The following is a 17,518-nucleotide window of genomic DNA, read 5'->3' as shown; positions in this document are numbered from 1 at the left end:
CTAGTGTACGGGCGTACTGCGCTCGTGCCGCGCTGCGATTGGGGAGCCCGTGGAACTGCGTGACTACCTGCGGATCCTCCGCACGCACTGGGTCGGCGTCGTGCTGCTCACCGCGCTCGGCTTCGCCGTCGCCCTCGGCTGGAACACCCTGCAGCCACGGGTCTACACCGCCACCGCGAGCGGATACGTCACGGCCAGCGGGCTGTCGGGCGAGACGACATCGTCTCTCGTGGGCGACCAGCTCGCCCGGAGCAAGGTCACCTCGTACCTCGACATCGGCTCGTGGCGGGCTGTCGCCGAGTCGGCGATCACCGATCTCGGGCTCTCGACCACCCCCGAAGCGCTCGTCCGCTCGGTCGAGGTCTCGAACCCCCTCGACACCGTGGTCATTCATGTCGCCGCCACCGCGTCGAGCCCCGAAGCCGCACGCGACCTGGCCGAGGCGTGGATCCGCGGCATGACCGCCCAGATCGACGCGATCGAGGGCGACGGCTCGCCGGGATCGGCCCCGGTCACCCTCATCCCGGGTGACTCCGCGCGTCTTCCCACCTCACCGTCCTCCCCCAACACCGCGCTGAACCTGGCGCTCGGCACGCTCGTGGGCCTCGCCCTCGGTATCGGCTACGCCGTGCTGCGGAGCGTGCTCGACAGTCGGGTGCGCAGCGCCGGCGACGTCGAGCGCGCCACCGGCATCCCCGTGGTCGGCACCCTGCCCCTCGAGCGCGACCTCGACAACCGCCGCGAGGTGCTGAACTTTGCCGGCACCGGGGGAATCGCGCGCGGAGCCCTCACCGAGGCGATGCGAGAGCTGCGCACGAATCTGCAGTTCATGGATGTCGACAACCCGCCGCGCTCGATCGTCGTCACGAGCCCCGTGCCCGGCGACGGCAAGTCGACGACCGCGGCCAACCTCGCGATGAGCCTTGCGGCCGCCGGGCAGCGGGTCGTCTTCGTCGACGCCGACCTTCGCCGCCCGGTGATCGCGCAGCTGTTCGGCCTTCCCGAAGGCGCAGGCCTCACCGACATCCTCGCCGGGCGGGCCACCGCCGGCGACGTCGTGCAGCCGGTCGCCGGCTCACGGAACCTGTACGTGCTCACCTCGGGACGCATCCCCCCGAACCCGAGCGAAGTGCTCGGGTCGCAGCGCATGCGCGATCTCATCACCTCGCTCACCGAGCACGCCCTCGTGATCGTCGACTCGCCTCCGACGCTCCTGGTCAGCGACGCCGCGGTGCTCTCGACCGCGACCGGAGGCGCACTCATCGTCGCCTCGGTGGGCAGCACGACGCACGAGATGCTCGACCGGTCGGTTGAGAACATCCGTCGCGTCAACGGCAGGGTCCTCGGTCTCGTGCTGAACAAGATGCCGAAGCGGGGTCGAGCGGCCTACGAGAACTACGGATACGAGTCGGCCGGGGTCGCCGTCGACGCCGGCCAGTCGGCGGCCGGGACGCGCGGCTGAGGACGCCCGCTGTCAAAACTGGAAACATTCGCCGGGTAATCTCCAGGCATGGGGGACGCTCGCGCGTGGGGGAACCGCGCACGCATTTTTTCGGCTGCGCTCGTCGCGGCGACCGTGATCGTGGTGGCCGGCTGCGCGCCGGAACCGGTCGTCGAACCGACGCCGACACCGACCGTGACCGAGGCGGAGCCGGTCGACACGTCGACGCTCCGCACGATGATCGACGCCCCGGCATCCACTCCCGAGCTCGTGCTCGGTGAGCCGGCGACGGCGATCGCCGACGAGACGGCGGTGCTGGTCAGCTACGACAGCGGCGGAACGAACGTGACCGGGGTGCTGCGCACACCGCCCGGCGACGGCCCCCGACCGGCCGTCGTCGCCGTCCACGGCAGCGTCGACCCCGCCGACTACGAACCCGGCGGCGACCTCATCGCCGAGCAGCGGGCCCTGCTCGAAGCGGGCTACACCGTGCTCGCGGTCGACATGCGCGGCTACGCCGGCTCCGACCCCGCCGACACGTCGAGCCTTGCGATCGACCCGAACTTCGGGTGGACCACCTACCTCGACTGGGGCATGGCCCTCGACGTCGTCAACGCCCTCCGCATGCTGCGCAGCGGAGAGGTCGAGGGAGTCGACCCCGAACGCGTCGGGCTCGTCGGGCACTCCCTCGGCGGACTGCTCGCCATCGACGCCGCCGTCATCGCGCCCGGCGCCGCCGACCTCGTCATCGCGCTCTCGGCGCCGACCTCCGACCTCGGCGGACTCATCCAGCAGTACATCGACAGCGGAGAGGCCGACGAGCTCTTCACCGGATCCGCCGCCCCGCCTGAAGACCCGCAGTACTGGCAGGATGTCTCGCCGATCACGTTCTTCGACCGGGCGACCGAGCCGCTGCTGCTCATCCACGGCGGCGCGGACGACACCACCCTTCCGGAGTGGTCGGAGCAGACCGCCGAGGCCTGGCGGGCCACCGGCAACGAGTCCGAGGCGATCATCATCGACGGCGCCGACCACGGCCTGTCGCCCAACCGTTCCGAGGTGGCGAACATCGTGGTCGAAGCGTTCGATTCGGTGCTCACGCCCGGCCTGTAAAGGCCATGTGCACGGCAAAAGACGATCAGGTTACAGCATTCGGCGAGCCCTGGAATCACCGATACGGTGGATACATCGACGTCGACCCGACGACGTCGGGGGGATTTGGGACACACACATGGGTTCACCACGTGTGGCGATCGTCGTTCGGCATGGGCTGAACGCGACCGCCTGGAGAGTGCGGCATGCTCGGGGGGAAGTCTCCGATGCCACGCCGTACGCGTACCACCTTGCCGAACCATCGTTCGAGCTCGAGTGGTCGGCTGACCGCGCCGAAAACTCCCTCGCCCACTGGTGGCGCATGACCGTGCGCCGCATTCTCGGATTCGATTTCGTGCACGTCTGGCGCAATCGCGCGCTCATCGCCCGCAGCGACGTGGTCTGGACGCACACCGAACGCGAGCACCTCGCCGTCGCGCTGCTGCGCATGCTGGCGCCGCGCCGTTACCGCGCTCGCCTCATCGCCCAATCGGTGTGGCTGTGGGACCTCTGGCCCGGGGTCTCCGCGCCCCGCCGTGCCCTCTTCACCCGTCTGCTGAAGCACGTCGACGTCGAGGTCGTCCTCAGCCGCGTCAACCGCGACGCCGCCCTCGAGGCCGTTCCCGGGCGCCGCGTCGTGCGCCTGCCGTTCGGAACCCATTTCGCAGAACCCCGCACCGCCGAGACCAGCACCGCCGAGACGGATCCCCCCACTCCTCCTCGCGTGCTCGTCGTCGGAAACGACCGGCATCGCGACTGGCCGCTCGTCGCCGCCGTCGCGAAACGCCTGCCCGAAGCCGACTTCGATGTCATCTCGCTCTCCGAAGACGTGCGCGCCATGTCGTGGCCGATGAACGTGCAGGTGCGCTCCGTCACGCAGCGCGAGATCCTCACCGACGCCTACGCCGACGCCACGGTGGTCGCGCTGCCGCTGCGCCCGAACCGTCACGCCTCGGGTTGCACCGTCGCCATCGAAGCCGTGTCGGCCGGTGTGCCCGTGGTCGCCAGCGACACGGGCGGCATCGACGAATACCTCGCCGACGCCGCATCCACTCTCGTCCCCGTCGGCGACGTCGACGGGTTCGTGCGCGGAATCGAAGCGGCCATCGCCGACCCGCCGCTGAGCGACCCCGACGTCGCGGCTCGCCGCGGCCTGAGCGAGGCCGACTACGTGGCCCGGCTCGTCGCGGTCACCCACGCCCTCATCGCCGACGACGCGATCCCCCCGGCCGTCGAGGTCTTCGAGCGTCTTCCCGCCGACGAAACCGCCCCCGAGGGGGTGGCACGGTGAACACCGTCGACATCCTCAATCGCATCCAGCGCACCCGCGACCTGGTCTTCACCGCCATTGCCGCGCGCGGCTTCGCGAACTTCGGGCGCGGCTCGCGCATCCTCCTCCCCTCCCGCCTGTCGGGCACGGCGCACATCAGCATCGGCGAGCGCGTTCTCGTCGGCGCCGGATCGTGGCTGACCGTCCCGCACGCGCAGGGAAAAGGACCTCACCTGATCCTCCACGACCGCGTGCGCATGAACACCACGTCGATCTCCGCCGTGGAGCGCGTCGAGATCGAAGAGGCGGTCGCCATCGCCCGCGGATGCTACATCTCCGACCATTCGCACGGCTTCGCCGACCCGGGAGTTCCCATTCGCGATCAGCCCCTCGACCGCATCGCACCCGTGCTGATCAAGCGCGGTGCCTGGCTCGGACAGAACGTCGTGGTGATGCCCGGCGTGACCATCGGACGCGGCAGCGTCATCGGCGCCAACAGCGTCGTGCGATCGGACGTGCCCGATCGCACAGTGGCCGCCGGAGTCCCCGCACGCATTCTCCGGGAGCTCCCATGACCTTGGCCGATGCCACGCCTCCGACCCCCGAGGTGTCGAGGAAGCCCTCGCGCGATTTCGTCTTCACGTTCTCGTACGAGTCGTTCGCCGACGCCCAGAAGCGCGGCATGATGCGTCCGCCCGACCGACTGGTGTCGACGCTCATCGCCTCACCCGACGTGCGCCGCGTGCTCGTGGCCGATCCGTTCCGCTCGTGGACCACCAGCTGGGCCCGGAGCATCATCGACTTCGCGCACCGGCCGCGCACCACCGAGAAGGTGCGGCACGTGAGCCCGCTGCGGCTCGCCCGCGCCGACCCGACCGAGGTGACCGAGGTCGCCCGCGTCTACTCCGACTACGAGGAGATCCTCAAGCGGGCCGCTGATGAGGCGCAGCTGACCACTCCGAGCTTCGTGACCGCGAGCCCGCTCGTCGGTGGTTTCACCGAGCTGGACTGGGCAGGTCCTGCCCTGTACTACGCCCGGGACGACTGGTTGAGCTCGCCGGCACGGCGACGGTACTGGCCCGCATATAAAGAGGCATACCGCCGGATCGCCGAGAGCGGCCGCGCAGTAGCCGCCGTCTCGCAGGAGATCATCGACCGCATCGAGCCCACCGGCCCGCATGCCGTGGTGCCGAACGGCATCGAGCCGGCCGAGTGGCTGAGCCCTCAGCCCGAGCCCGCGCGCTGGTTCGACAAGATCCCCGGCCCGCGCGCCGTGTACGTCGGGACGCTCGACTCGCGCCTCGACATCGACGGTCTCGTCGCGCTCGCCCGCGCGCGGCGCGATCTGCACCTCGTGCTCATCGGGCCCGCGCCGAGCGCGAAGTACATCGCGCCGCTGCGCGACGAGCCGAACATCCACATCCGTGGTGAGGTCGGGCGCGCCGAGGTCGTCTCGGTGCTCCGAAACACCGAGCTCACCCTTCTCGCTCATCGCACCACACCGCTCACCGAAGCGATGAGCCCCCTGAAGGTCTACGAATACCTGGCGGCGGGACGCCCGGTGCTCGCGACCGATCTTCGACCCGTCCGAGGTCTCGGCGACCTCGTCCATCTCGCCCCGTCCGTCACGGACTTCGTGGGCCTCATCGATGAGGCGCTCGAGCAGGGCATTCAAGACGAGCGCGAACGCGCCCGATTCGTCACCGCGAACGCGTGGACGACCCGTCATCGACAAATTCTGGGGCTTATCGATCGATGACAGACGCTCCGGGCGCTCGCTCGGAGTGAAGAAACTGGACTGGGGGAATCGCAGTGGGGACTGCAGAACGAATCCTTTTGGTGTGCTCTGGGGGAGGACACCTCCGGCAACTCGCCGGCTTCGCCGAAAGACTCGGCTATCCCGAAGACCGTCAGCTCTGGGTGACGTTCAAGAACGGACTCAGTGAATCTCTGCTCGAGGGGCGCGAAGTGGTCTACGCCCCCTTCACCGCACCGCGCGACGGCAAGAACTTCCTGAAGCTGCTGCCGCTGGCAGCATCGGTGTTCCGCAAGTACAACATCGTCGAGGCGGTGAGCACCGGCTCGAGCCCGGCGGTGGCGTTCTTGCCGCAGGCGGCGATGCGCCGCATCTCGACGCACTACATCGAAAGCGCCGCACGGGCTGACGGACCGTCGGTGACCGGCAAGATCATCTCGCGCGTGCCGGGCATCCAGACGTACACGCAGTACCAGGCGTGGGCCGACGAGAAGTGGCACTACGGCGGATCGGTGTTCGACGAGTTCGAGACCGGGCCGCTGCAGACACCCGCCCGCGCGCCCAAGCGCGCCGTCGTCTCGGTGGGCACGCAGGAGGGCTACCCCTTCACCTCGATGCTCGAGGCCGTGGCGCCGCTGGTGAAGGACTTCGACGAGGTGCTGTGGCAGACCGGCGACGCCGATGTGTCGCACCTCGGCATCGAGGCGCGGGAGAGCGTGCCGCACGCAGAGCTCCTCACCGCCATGCGCGAAGCCGACGTCATCATCTCCCACTCCGGGGTCGGTGCGGCTCTCAGCGCGCTGGAGGTCGGGAAGTACCCGATCCTCGTGCCCCGGGTCGCCGAACGACACGAGCACATCGACGGCCACCAGGCACAGGTGGCCCGCGAGCTCAACCGTCGCGGACTGGCGATGATGCGCTTTCCCGATACCCTGGAAGCCGGCGATCTCGTCGAGGCCGCCAATCGTTCCGTGGCTCACACCTCGCCGCCGCCCTTCACACTCATACGGAAATCGGGAGTTACATGGGCTATGAGCTCGGCCGCCGCACCCTGATCACCACAGGGCTCGCCGCCGCCGTGGCCGTCACGGCCGCGGCGTGTTCGCCGTCGGGCCCGGCAGGCGCCGGGCCCACGCGAACCCCCACCCGCACACCATCGCCCACACCGACGTCGCCGGGCCCCAGCGAGACGGGCCCGGCGACGTCGGCACGTCCGGCTGCCGCCCGCTCCTATGGGCCCAACGCGACTCACTACCCCGAAGACCTGCCCTGGCTGGGTGAGCGTGCCGGCACCGAGCTGCTCGCCGAGTGCGACTGGGACGACATCGCCCGGCAGATCGAGAGCCTCACCCCGGAAGATGTCGCCGCCGGCGCGGTCATCCGAGTGAAGCCCGGAACGCTCGCAGGCGGCGGCTCGGGGTCATCCGCCCCCGCCGTCCTGGCGAACCTCGGCAGCACCGAGTGGAGCCGCAACGTGCTGATCGCTCCGCTCGAGGGGTTCAGGCTCGGTCAGTCTCGCCACCGAGGGCAGCCGCATCGACAAGTGCGCAAGACTGTCCCTGTTCGGCTTCGTCGGCGCCGGCGGTCTGACGATGACCGAGTGCTCGGGCATCCAGGTCGGATGGAGCCGCCTCTCCGCGCTCAGCGTCACCCGCGGGGGGCGCGACCTGGCGTTCTACGAGCTGGTGCTCGGCTTCCGCCAGAACCCGGAGGACACCGTCGGCATCCGCCCCACCGACGAGAACGAGATGGTCGACATCTCGCGCTACGGCTGCGTCTTTGGCCCGTCGGTCAAGCCCGAGGGTTCGGATGCGCACTGCGACACCATCCAGCTCGAAGGCACCGGGTCGGGCCCGTTCGGCCCGTTCACCAGCGTCGACTGTGTGGACTACGGCTCGTCGAACGCGGCGGAGCTGCTGCAGGACAAGGTGAGCTCGGCCGTCTACGAGCACTGCCTGATCCTCGGCGATCAACTCCCGTGGAAGATCTTCCCGCTGCGGCCCGGCGACTACCAGGGCGTCCCCAACGCGTTCTCGGGCGGCTGCCGCGACGTGCAGCTGACCGACACGGTGGTGTGCGGGGCGATCGGGCGGATGGGCTTCACGCGCGTGGAGAACAGCACGCTGAGCTACGCCCCCCAGTCATCGCAGCAGCCCAGCATCTCGGGCACGTGGAATGTCGACACCGCGGTCGCCGGATGGTCGGCCGAGCAGATCATGAGCCAGCAGGCCATCCCCGACTACGAGGTCCCCACCCTGCGCGACCTTTGGCAGTGGTGAACCCTCCCCGAGCTCAGTCGGTCTGACGCCGGTACTCGCGACGGGTCATCGCGCTCGGGCGCGGACTGTCGTGCGGGCCGCGGTCGGAGTGGTCACGTCGCACGATGCCCTCCTCCTCGCGGACGACCGGCTCGTCCATCGCCGCCTCGGCGAAGGTCTCCGGCTCCACGGGCGCCGTGAGCGGCTCGGCGTCCGCCTCAGCGCTGGCATCAGAGCCGGCGGCGGGCTTGCGCGGCGGCTTGCGCATGCGCTTGACGAACTCCATCAGCTGCGCCACATCGCCGCGGTAGGCGCGGAAGAGGAACAGCGGCCCGACACAGACGATCGCGGCGGCGATGCCGAGCAGGATCTCGAGGATCGCGATCTCGTTGGGCAGCAGCCGGGTGATGCCGAAGGCTGCGCCGAACGCGATGATGGCCATGAACGCCGGCCGCAGGATCGGTCCCCAGATGTCGCGGCCCTGCACGAAGGTGCCGCGGATCGCGAAGGCGAAACCGGGCACGAGCAGGATGAGCGTCATGATGCCGTAGGTGATGACGAGCCCGTAGAGCCCTCCCCACCAGATGCCGAACAGGTACCCGGCGATGATGAGCGGCCGGGCGACCAGGTCGTAGACGAACTGGCGGTGGGAATGGCCGAGGGAGATGTAGATCCAGGTGCGCAGGCGCCCGATCGCCTGCCCGAACCCGGCGATGCCGAGGAGGGCGAAGATCGTCGCCGCCGTCGACCAGTTCGGGCCGAGGAGCAGCAGCACGAGCGGCTGGGCGACCGCAGCGGCGATCGCATAGGTCGGCAGCGTGAGGTACCCGATGACGAGGGCCGCGCTGCGGATGTAGCGGCGGTACCGCTCGCCCTGCTCGCGCAGGGTGCTGAGCACCGGCAGCGCGACACGGCCGAGCGGGCCGTTCATCTGCTGGAGCGGAAGGAGGAAGAGCGCGTAGGCGCGGGAGTACTGTCCGAGCGCCGTCGGGCCGAGCTGGGCACCGATGATGACGTTGTCGATGTTCTTCTCGGCGTACCCGAGCAGCTCGGCGCCGAAGATGCTGCCGCCCGTTCCCACCAGGGCCCAGGTCTCTTTGACGATGCGCGGCGGGCCGAACTTCGGCCGCACGATCGCCCACAGCACGACCAGGCGCACGATGAACTGCGCCCCGGCCATCGCGACGAGGGCCCAGAAGCCCCAGCCGAGGAACGCGGTGACGATACCGGCGATGACACCGACGAGCATCGTCGAGACATCGAGCGAGGCGAGGGTGCCGAACTTGAGGTCCTTCGTCGCGCGCGCCTGCAGCGGCATCACGAGCCCGCTCAGGAACACCCCCGGCGCCATCAGCAGCGTGATCTCCACGAGCCGCGGCTCGTTGTAGAGCATGGCGACGAACGGCGCCGACAGCGCCACGATGCCCGCCAGGGCGAGCCCGAAGAAGGCCGACAGCCACAGCAGGCTCCGCCACACGCGTTCGCTGAGGTTCTGCGCCTGGATGATCGCACCGGTCATGCCGAAGTCGCGCACCAGCTCGGCGATGCCCATGACGGCGCCGACCATGGCGATGAGGCCGAAGTCCGCCGGGGTGAGCAGCCGCGCCAGCACGATCGTCGACAGCATCTGCAGCAGGGCACGGCCCCACAGCCCGCCCATGGTGAGCATGATGCCCCGCGAAGCCTTGTGGGCGAGGTTCGTCGTCGTCATCAGCTCACCACCCGGGTGGTGTCGTCACGGGTCCACTGCACCGGGGCGGTGCTGCGCAGCATCCGCTCTCCCCGCCGCTGGGCCAGCAGGTACACGACCGAGTAGACGACGAAGCCGGCCCAGAGCCCCGGCCGCGGAGCGACCCGGCGCGCCAGGCGAGACACACCGGTCCCGCGCTCCCCGGTGGTGAGGTCAGGGCGTTCCTGCGCGAGCTGGCGGTTGCCCGCCGCGATGCGGCCGTTCCTGCCGACGAGGGCGCGCAGGGTCGCGGGTGCCTGCACCGTGAACTCGAGATCACCGACCGCGAGGCGCTCGTCGGGCGCGAACAGTCGCTGCACGAAGAGGTCGTCGGCGATGACGTCGGGGAACTCACCGAATCGCTCTCGGCCGGCCTCTCTCAGCATGTAGATGCCCGAGCCGACGTGCGCCGTGGTGCGGTAATCGGTCAGCGCCCAGACACGGTAGTACTGACGCACCCACCACGATCGCGACGGCAGCACGCGCAGACGAGGGGCGGCCACGAGTGCCACCGCATCGTCGTCGAGCCGTCGGGCCAGCTCGAGGAGCACCTGGCCGTCGACAGCGACATCCGCATCGACGAAAGCCACCGGGTACGTCTCCACCGCGTCGGAGCCCGCGTTGAGCGCGGCGATCTTCGATGCCCGCGCGGTCTCGATCACCCGGACGCCCTCCACGCTCCGCGCGCGCTCGGCGGTGGCGTCGGAGCAGCCGTTGGCCACGACGATGAGATCGATCTCGCCGGCCGGCACGGACAGGATCCGTCGAAGGGTGCCCTCGATCAGGGCCTCCTCGTCGTGCGCGGGAACGACGACGGTGAGAGCGGTCATGCCGTGGCCCCCACCGCCTCGCGCGGCCGCTGACGCAGGCGAGGCGGCGTCCAGCCGTCCGCCGGCGTGGTCATCGCCCACGCGGCGACGGCGTAGAGGATCGCCAGCAGCAGAAGCGTCTGCATGAACGCGAAGGCGTCGTAGAAGAACATCGCCGCCGCATAGCCGACGGTCGACGTCGCGATCGCGAACGTCAGGTGCTTGCGGTGGATCGGCGCGTCGGAGCGGAAGGAGAAGTGCACCATCCGCACGATCGGGTACACCAGGAGCGCGGCGAGGCCGATGATGCCGAGGATGCCCGCTTCGAGAAGCGTGCCGAGCCACTGGTTGTCGAGGATCTGCGCGTTCGCCTCGTCGCCCACGACGATCCGGCTGCCCAGGCCCGTCCCCGCGAGCGGCGCGGCGGCGAACTCGGCGAAGGCTTCGGGAAGGTCGGCCAGACGCCCCTGACCGGCCATTCCCGGGCTCGTGAGCTGCGACGCGATCACCCCTTCGATGTCGAAGAGCGACAGCACCATCGATTCGAACAGCTGTGGCAGAAGGAGCCCGACCACCACCGCGATCGGCACGCCCACGGCAGCGAGGATCCCCGCGACCTTCGGCCAGAAGATCAGCGTGAACAGGAACATCGCGCCGAGCGTCACCACCCCCGTCCGCGAGACCGCCGAGAGCATGCCGATCATCGTCACGCCCATCGCGCCGATGTACACGAGCTTCCGGGTGAAGGAGAACCGCGGCCACGGGCTGTACTTGATGAGGTAGATCGCGATCGGGATGATCATGCAGAACAGCACGGCCAGCGCGATCGGATGCTGCGACGACGCGTACGCGCGGTTGCCGCCGGCACGGATCGACTCCGCATCGTCGCGCAGAATCGTCAGCGGCAGGAAGTTCGCCAGCATGAGGAAGACGTTCTGCCGGGTGACGCGCTCGACGAAGGCGAAGAAGCCGATGATCGCGCCGCCGAAGACGATGACGTTCAGCAGCACCATCGTGATCGTCTCGGTCGAGAGCATCTGCCGGGTGAGGAAGATCACCGACAGCAGGAAGCTCAGCTGGAAGACGTTGGCGAAGCCACCGGTGATGAGGCCCGACTGCGTCAGCGCGACGGAGTTGATCATCAGCGAGGCGAACATCGTCCACAGGAAGATGGCCACCGGCCATCCCCACACCGTGGGCTTCCACCGGTCGCGTCCGCGGCCGAGGAAGGCGACCGCCGCCGCGACGAGGAGCCCCGCGATGAGCACCCGGTACGGCTCGAGCGCGAATCCGACCTCGATCGGCAGCGCGTACCGACGGATCGGGATGAACAGCACGACCGCCGCGGTGAGGAACAGCATCGTCGTCCAGTTGAAGAACTGGCGGCGGAAGACGGCCAGACCGCACACCACCAGCAGCACGCCGCCGATGATCACGGGTTCGGCGAAGAGCACCGCGACGATGACGAGCGCGCCGACGACGACACCGAGCACGATGTCGAGCGGCTTGGTTCCACGCCGCTCACCGCCGGTCGACGAACTCGTCGAGGACGGCTGCGGCGTGGCCGAGGTGGTCCCGGACACAGTCACGATCGGGCCCTACGGACGGCGCGCCGAGGAGTCGTCCTCGTCATCGTCATCCATGACGAGCACCGATCGGAGGTCGTCCGACCGCTCGTCGGTGGCGCCGCGCGAACGCCGGCGGATGGAGCGCGCCGACCGCGCCGGGGCGCTGTGCTCGTCGGAGTCGGCGGCACCGACGGGAACGGGCTCGCGGGTGCGGACCGGCTCCTCAGCGGGCACGATGTCGTCGTCGGACGACGCCTCGGTGGTGTCGAGCGTCTCGACGGGGCCGGTGCGACGCCTCGTTGCCGGCGCGTCGTCATCGTCGGGCGCGGACCGCCGCCGACGACGGTCGCGGATGGCCTCGATCAGCAGCGCCAGGGCGATGAAGAGCAGGAACACGCCCACCGTGGTGACGATCACCGGGATCGCGGGGTTGCTCCCCTCACCCTCGTCGGCGACCGGCGCATTCAGTTCATCGAGGGCCAGCCGGATGTTCTCCGGCACCTCCCACTGGTTCTGCTGCGCGACGACGAGGTCGTTGAACGCGACGGTCGCGGCAGCCGCGATCTCCTCCGCGCGCTCCGCCGACGTCGAGACACCGGTGATGTCGATGATCGGCAACTCCAGGCGGCCGCCGAAGCGCTCGTCTCCCGCGGGCTGCGTCGTGCGGCGGACGGCCGTGACGCCATCGCCGTCCTCGAACCCGCCGACAGCCTGGGCGGCGGCATCGATGACCTCGTCCGAGGACGCGAGATAGGCCAGGATGATCGCGCTCTGGCTGAGGTTCAGCGGCGTGGGCTCGCGGACGACCAGCTCCGTGGGCGCGGTGCCGTCCGTGGGCACTTCCTGCGTCACGCCCGGGATCTCCGTCTGGAAGATGTCGGGCTGAGGTGATGTCAGCAAGACCGTGGACGCGGCCATGTAGGTCTTGGTCACTCGCGACTGGACCTGTCCGTCGACGATCGTGAAGCCGGCCAGCAGGCCGGCCAGGACCGACACGACGAGTCCGATGATGAGCAGGACCTTCTGATTCAGAAGCCTGCGAACGTAAGTGGGCTGATCCATGGGCACCTTCTCCCCCCGAAGATGTAAATCGGGCGTGAGCCGTCCCCATGGCTCACACCGACGCGACGCCATGTTGAGCCGCAGTAGTCACTGTTCCACCCGTTTGTTGCACGTGTGTAAACAGCATGGAAAGACCCATGACAGAACGCGCACTCAAGTTGCAGTCTGACGCGGGTTACCGCAAGTCTAGAGCCATAGCGGTGCGCAGGGGGACGCACACCGCTTCAGGCCGGGGGAACTGGGGATCTATGGCCGCGCCTCGTCATCATGCTGCTCGCGACGAACTCGTCGTCGAAGCAGCATCCGTCGCGCTCGTGATCTGCACGCGCGACCGCCCCGAGCTCCTGCGCGACGCGCTGGTGGCGGCGCGGGCCGCAGCGGGTGACGCCGAGATCGTCGTGGTGGACTCCGCCTCGCGCGATCCGCGCACCCGCGAGGTCGCCGATGCCGCCGGCGTGCGATACGTGCGCTCCGACGTCCCCGGGCTCTCGATCGCCCGGAACCTGGGCCTGCGCTCCACCGCACGCGAGATCGTCGTCTTCACCGATGACGACTGCGCACTGGCATCCGACGCCCTCGCTCCCCTGGTGGCCCCGTTCGCCGACGTCGCGGTCGGCGCGACGACCGGGCACCTCCGCGACCACACCGCGACGAGTGCGGCACCGACCGGTCCGGCGGTGACGCTGGAACGCGTGACCGAGGGACTCGATGCCGGTCACGGCGCGCTGATGGCCTTCCGCCGTTCCCTCGCCGTCGAGCTCGGAGGATTCGATCCGGTTCTGGGCGCCGGGCGCCGCTTCGGCGGCGCCGAGGACATGGACATGCTGTGCCGGGTGCTGCGGGCAGGGTCGCGTGTGGTCCGCGTGCCGCAGGCCGTGGTCACCCACGTCTTCACCCGCGGGGATGACGACTACGTGCGGTTGAACGAGAACTACGGGCTGGGAATCGGCGCGATGTGCGCGAAGTGGCTGACGCTCGACCGATCGGCGGGCCGTGCGGTCACCGCCGTCGTCGTGCGCCGGGCCCTCACCCGGCTGGCCCGGCGCCTCCGGTCTGCGCGGGCTCGCACGGGCCAGGTCGCCTATCTGCGGGGACTGCGCCGCGGCTTCTCCGAGGGCCGACGGCTGGCCGTGGACGGCCAGGTCTTCACCGACACAAACCCGCCCGCCGAGGTTCCGCTGAGCACGGAAGGAGTGATCGGATGAGCGGTCGACTCAGCCCTGCGCTGCGCGCCTTCCTGAACCCCAAGACCTACCTCCAGGCCGTGCGGCTGCTCTACTTCGCGTCGTACTCGCACGTGCAGCAGGTGGCCAAGCTCAACCGTGGGGAGAACGTCAGCTTCGCCCCCAACGTGTCGTTCCGCAACGCCGAGCGCATCACGATCGGCGCCGGCTCCCACATCGGCGAGCACAGCGTGATCTGGGCCGGCAACAGCACCGGCCGCATCGTCTTCGGCGAGAAGTGCCTGCTGGCGCCGAACGTCACTCTGACCGCGTCGAACTACGCCACGGTGCCCGGCGAGTTCGTCATGGATCAGCCCAAGATCGAGGAAGACATCATCGTCGGCCGCGACGTGTGGCTCGGCGCCAACACCGTGGTGGTCGCCGGAGTGACGATCGGCGACGGGGCCATCATCGCCGCCGGCGCCGTGGTGACGAAGGATGTTCCCGCCGGGGCGATCGCCGGCGGGGTGCCGGCGCGGGTGATCGGCTGGCGCGACCCCGCGCTGGCTCCCCAGGAGGTCGCAGCGTGAACGTGCCCGCCGTCGCTGTGATCATCGTCAACTACAACACCCGCGACGAGACCAGCACCAGCATCGCGAGCCTGCTCGAAACGACGACGACTCCCCTCGAGGTGATCGTGGTCGACAACGGCTCGATCGACGACAGCGCCGCGCACCTGCGGGCGACCTTCCCCGACATCACGGTCATCGACGCGGGAGGGAACATCGGATTCGCCGCGGGGGTGAACCTGGGCGTCGCGCACGCGCACGCCGCGTGGGTGATGCTCCTGAACCCCGACACCGTCGTGCTGGACGGCGCCGTCGACAACATGCTCGCCTTCGCCGAAACGCACCCGAGCCACCGGCTCTACGGCGGACGCACGCTGCGCCCCGACGGGACGACCGATCCCAGCTCGTGCTGGGGGGCGATGACGCTCTGGTCTCTGACCTGCTTCGCGACGGGCCTGTCCACCGCCTTCAAGCGGAACCGCTTCTTCGACCCGGAGTCGCTCGGGAAGTGGGAGCGCGACACCGTCCGCGAGGTGCCCATCATCACCGGGTGCCTGCTGTTCATCCGCCGGTCGGACTGGGAACTCCTCGCCGGGATGGACGAGACCTACTTCCTCTACGGGGAGGACGCCGACTTCTCCTCGCGTGCCATTGCGGCCGGCATGCGCCCGGTCATCGTGCCCGAGGCCACCATCATCCACGCGGTCGGCGGATCGACCGCGAGCAGCGGGCGGAAGATGAGCATGGTCATGGCCGGCAAGGCCACCGTGATCCGACGGCGCTGGAGCCGCCGGACGATTCCGATCGGGCTGGCCCTGCTCCAGGCGGGTGCAGGTCTTCGCGCGCTCCCGCACCGACTTCGCGGGCGCCGCGACACGACCTGGCAGATCGTGTGGGACCAGCGTGCGCTCTGGCGCACCGGGTATCCGTCCGCCAAGGCCGGACTCTTCGGCGACACCGCTCATCCGGCGCCCGTCACCGTCGCAGAGGCCTAGATCCCGAAGCCACCGCGTCACCGCGAACCCGAATTCGCAGCATCCATCTGGGGGAGACTTGACCATCACCGCACCGAACCTCGTCGCCGCTCTCCGCGAGACGGCGGCACGCTTCGGCGACGAGCGCGGGCTGCTGTTCTACGACTCTCCCGATCACTCGACCTACCGGGGATACGCCGACCTGGACGAGCGCGCCCGCCGTATCGCGCAGTCCCTGCAGGCCGCCGGACACCGGCCGGGCGAGACCGCCGTCGTCGCCCTCGAGCCCGGACTTCCGTGGGCGGATGCCGCCTACGGCGTGCTCTACGCGGGGATGGCGCTGGTCCCCGCTCCGGTCGCGGGCTACGGCACGAGCGGCGCCCTGGGCGAGCGCATCGCGGGCATCGCGCGTTCGGCAGAGGCGACGGTCATCATCACCGAACCTTCGGTGCAGTCCGCGATCGCCGGAACATCCCCCGACCCCGATGTGACATCCCACCTCCTCGACGACCTGCTGGACCAGGGTGCGTCCGACCAGTGGACCTCACCTCCGCTCACGGCCGAATCGGTCGCCTTCCTGCTCTTCACCTCGGGGTCCACCGGCGACCCCAAGGGCGTCATCGGCGCACACGGCTCGCTGATGTCGACGGTGGCGACGGGCGGAGAGATCTTCGAGCTCGACGACACCTCCGTCATGGTCGGCTGGTCGCCGCTCCATCACGCCATGGGCCTGCTGCTGCAGGTGCTGATCCCGGCGTCGCTCGGCTCCCACGTCGTCCTCACCTCGACCGCGCAGTTCCAGCGCCGCCCGGTCTTCTGGCTGCAGCTGATCAGCCGGCACCGGGGCACGGCGAGTGTCGCGGGCAACTTCGCCTTCGGCCTGTGCACCCAGTTCGCCACCGACGAGCAGATCGCCGAGCTCGACCTGTCGAGCCTCCGGGTGCTCGCCTCCGGCAGCGAGCCGGTGCGCTCCCAGACCGTCCACGCCTTCCTCGAGCGCTTCGCGCCCACCGGCGTTCCCGCCGCATCGATCGCACCGATCCTCGCCACGACGGAATCGATGTTCATCACGAGCACCTCCCCCGGCGGCGAGCTCGTCGCCCGCGGCTTCGACAGGCTCAGGCTCGATGACGGCGCCCTGGTCGCCGCCGACGGCGACGACGCGGTCGAGATGGTGTCATGCGGCCGCCCGACCCGCGACACCAGCGTCGTCATCGTCGACCCCGAGACCCTCACCCCGGCACCCGATGGGGCCATCGGAGAGATCTGGGTGTCGTCGCCGATGCTCTCGCCGGGCTACTTCCGGCGCCCCGATGCCACGGCGGAGACCTTCGGGCACGCGCTGGCGGGCGACGACCGCCCCTACATGCGCACGGGCGACCTCGGCGCGTTCGTCGACGGCGAGCTGTTCGTCACCGGGCGCCTGAAGGAGATGATCATCATCCGGGGCCGCAACATCTACCCGCAGGATCTCGAGGCGCGCGCAACCGAGATGCACCCGGCGCTCACCATGGGCTCGGCGTTCGAGCTGCAGGGCCACCCGTCGGCGGTCGGCATCGTGCTCGAACTCGACACCGACGCGTCACCCAGCGACGACGAACTGGATCGACTCTCCGACGCGGTCCGCTCCGAGCTGATGACGTCGTACTCACTCCCCTCGATCGCGATCGCCTTCGTCGCCGCCGGTCACCTCCCGCGGACGGCGACGGGCAAGGTGCGGCGGCGCCCGACCCCGTCGCTCATCGAGTCGGGCGCTCTTCCCGTCATCCGCAGCAGCGGTTTCCGATCCCCGGTCTCGGTGTCCGCATGAGCCGGCTCGCACACGTC

15 protein-coding genes are annotated in these 17,518 nt (G+C 69.6%); 11 read left to right on the top strand and 4 right to left on the bottom strand.

What is annotated here, in order from left to right:
• Positions 1-49 precede the first annotated feature (49 nt).
• From QSU92_RS12290 to QSU92_RS12260, 7 genes are all read left to right on the top strand, one after another.
• Positions 50-1,462, top strand: coding sequence for a tyrosine-protein kinase domain-containing protein (locus QSU92_RS12290; protein WP_289262257.1), 1,413 nt, complete (start codon positions 50-52; stop codon positions 1,460-1,462).
• 48 nt (positions 1,463-1,510) lie between these two features.
• Positions 1,511-2,554, top strand: coding sequence for an alpha/beta hydrolase family protein (locus QSU92_RS12285; protein WP_289262256.1), 1,044 nt, complete (start codon positions 1,511-1,513; stop codon positions 2,552-2,554).
• Between the two features lie 118 nt (positions 2,555-2,672).
• Positions 2,673-3,824 (top strand): glycosyltransferase, encoded by a 1,152-nt coding sequence (locus QSU92_RS12280; protein WP_289262255.1) that lies wholly within the window; start codon positions 2,673-2,675, stop codon positions 3,822-3,824.
• The gene (locus tag QSU92_RS12275; RefSeq protein WP_289262254.1) at positions 3,821-4,378 is read left to right on the top strand and encodes an acyltransferase; all 558 of its coding nucleotides are present in this window, start codon (positions 3,821-3,823) and stop codon (positions 4,376-4,378) included. The genes QSU92_RS12280 and QSU92_RS12275 overlap by 4 nt, the downstream gene beginning before the upstream one ends.
• The gene (locus QSU92_RS12270) at positions 4,375-5,562 is read left to right on the top strand and encodes a glycosyltransferase (RefSeq protein WP_289262252.1); all 1,188 of its coding nucleotides are present in this window, start codon (positions 4,375-4,377) and stop codon (positions 5,560-5,562) included. Before QSU92_RS12275 ends, QSU92_RS12270 begins: the two co-directional genes overlap by 4 nt.
• Positions 5,563-5,642: 80 nt before the next feature.
• On the top strand, positions 5,643-6,614 hold the full coding sequence (locus tag QSU92_RS12265; protein ID WP_289262250.1) for a glycosyltransferase: 972 nt from the start codon (positions 5,643-5,645) through the stop codon (positions 6,612-6,614).
• A 537-nt stretch (positions 6,615-7,151) separates the two neighbouring features.
• Entirely contained in the window at positions 7,152-7,838 is a 687-nt protein-coding gene (locus QSU92_RS12260; protein WP_289262248.1) for a hypothetical protein, read from the top strand.
• Positions 7,839-7,851: 13 nt separating this feature from the next.
• On the opposite strand, the gene QSU92_RS12255 is transcribed toward QSU92_RS12260, so the two are convergent.
• Genes QSU92_RS12255 through QSU92_RS12240 form a run of 4 tightly spaced genes read right to left on the bottom strand, consistent with a single transcriptional unit; the run spans position 7,852 to position 12,985 of the window.
• Positions 7,852-9,528: a lipopolysaccharide biosynthesis protein gene (locus tag QSU92_RS12255; RefSeq protein ID WP_289262246.1), complete on the bottom strand. Its 1,677-nt coding sequence runs from the start codon at positions 9,526-9,528 to the stop codon at positions 7,852-7,854.
• The gene (locus QSU92_RS12250; protein WP_289262243.1) at positions 9,528-10,376 is read right to left on the bottom strand and encodes a glycosyltransferase; all 849 of its coding nucleotides are present in this window, start codon (positions 10,374-10,376) and stop codon (positions 9,528-9,530) included. The genes QSU92_RS12255 and QSU92_RS12250 overlap by 1 nt, the downstream gene beginning before the upstream one ends.
• Complete coding sequence (locus QSU92_RS12245) at positions 10,373-11,944, bottom strand: O-antigen ligase family protein (protein ID WP_289262241.1); 1,572 nt, start codon at positions 11,942-11,944, stop codon at positions 10,373-10,375. The genes QSU92_RS12250 and QSU92_RS12245 overlap by 4 nt, the downstream gene beginning before the upstream one ends.
• 9 nt (positions 11,945-11,953) lie before the next feature.
• Positions 11,954-12,985, bottom strand: coding sequence for a hypothetical protein (locus tag QSU92_RS12240; protein ID WP_289262239.1), 1,032 nt, complete (start codon positions 12,983-12,985; stop codon positions 11,954-11,956).
• A 248-nt stretch (positions 12,986-13,233) separates the two neighbouring features.
• Between QSU92_RS12240 and QSU92_RS12235 the strand changes: the two genes are divergently transcribed.
• From QSU92_RS12235 to QSU92_RS12220, 4 genes are read left to right on the top strand one after another with little or no spacing between them, the layout of a single operon-like run.
• Positions 13,234-14,190 carry a glycosyltransferase family 2 protein gene (locus QSU92_RS12235; RefSeq protein WP_289262237.1) on the top strand — a complete coding sequence of 319 codons (957 nt, stop codon included), beginning with the start codon at positions 13,234-13,236 and terminating at the stop codon, positions 14,188-14,190.
• Positions 14,187-14,738 carry an acyltransferase gene (locus tag QSU92_RS12230; RefSeq protein ID WP_289262235.1) on the top strand — a complete coding sequence of 184 codons (552 nt, stop codon included), beginning with the start codon at positions 14,187-14,189 and terminating at the stop codon, positions 14,736-14,738. Before QSU92_RS12235 ends, QSU92_RS12230 begins: the two co-directional genes overlap by 4 nt.
• Positions 14,735-15,712 carry a glycosyltransferase family 2 protein gene (locus QSU92_RS12225; RefSeq protein WP_289262234.1) on the top strand — a complete coding sequence of 326 codons (978 nt, stop codon included), beginning with the start codon at positions 14,735-14,737 and terminating at the stop codon, positions 15,710-15,712. The genes QSU92_RS12230 and QSU92_RS12225 overlap by 4 nt, the downstream gene beginning before the upstream one ends.
• A gap of 58 nt (positions 15,713-15,770) precedes the next feature.
• Positions 15,771-17,501 (top strand): fatty acyl-AMP ligase, encoded by a 1,731-nt coding sequence (locus QSU92_RS12220; RefSeq protein ID WP_289262232.1) that lies wholly within the window; start codon positions 15,771-15,773, stop codon positions 17,499-17,501.
• Positions 17,502-17,518 lie beyond the last annotated feature (17 nt).

Source organism: Microbacterium sp. ET2, from assembly GCF_030347395.1.
In the GTDB taxonomy this organism is placed as follows: Bacteria; Actinomycetota; Actinomycetes; order Actinomycetales; family Microbacteriaceae; genus Microbacterium; species Microbacterium albipurpureum.
The sequence above is the reverse complement of the archived record's forward strand: the minus strand, read 5'-3'. Positions and strand labels throughout refer to the sequence as shown.

Bases quoted from the DNA above. Each gene is read 5' to 3' on its own strand.
- QSU92_RS12285 (WP_289262256.1), top strand. From the start codon at position 1,511: ATGGGGGACGCTCGCGCGTGGGGGAACCGCGCACGCATTTTTTCGGCT.
- QSU92_RS12280 (WP_289262255.1), top strand. From the start codon at position 2,673: ATGGGTTCACCACGTGTGGCGATCGTCGTTCGGCATGGGCTGAACGCG.
- QSU92_RS12270 (WP_289262252.1), top strand. From the start codon at position 4,375: ATGACCTTGGCCGATGCCACGCCTCCGACCCCCGAGGTGTCGAGGAAG.
- QSU92_RS12260 (WP_289262248.1), top strand. From the start codon at position 7,152: ATGACCGAGTGCTCGGGCATCCAGGTCGGATGGAGCCGCCTCTCCGCG.
- QSU92_RS12255 (WP_289262246.1), bottom strand. From the start codon at position 9,528: ATGACGACGACGAACCTCGCCCACAAGGCTTCGCGGGGCATCATGCTC.
- QSU92_RS12250 (WP_289262243.1), bottom strand. From the start codon at position 10,376: ATGACCGCTCTCACCGTCGTCGTTCCCGCGCACGACGAGGAGGCCCTG.
- QSU92_RS12240 (WP_289262239.1), bottom strand. From the start codon at position 12,985: ATGGATCAGCCCACTTACGTTCGCAGGCTTCTGAATCAGAAGGTCCTG.
- QSU92_RS12235 (WP_289262237.1), top strand. From the start codon at position 13,234: ATGGCCGCGCCTCGTCATCATGCTGCTCGCGACGAACTCGTCGTCGAA.
- QSU92_RS12230 (WP_289262235.1), top strand. From the start codon at position 14,187: ATGAGCGGTCGACTCAGCCCTGCGCTGCGCGCCTTCCTGAACCCCAAG.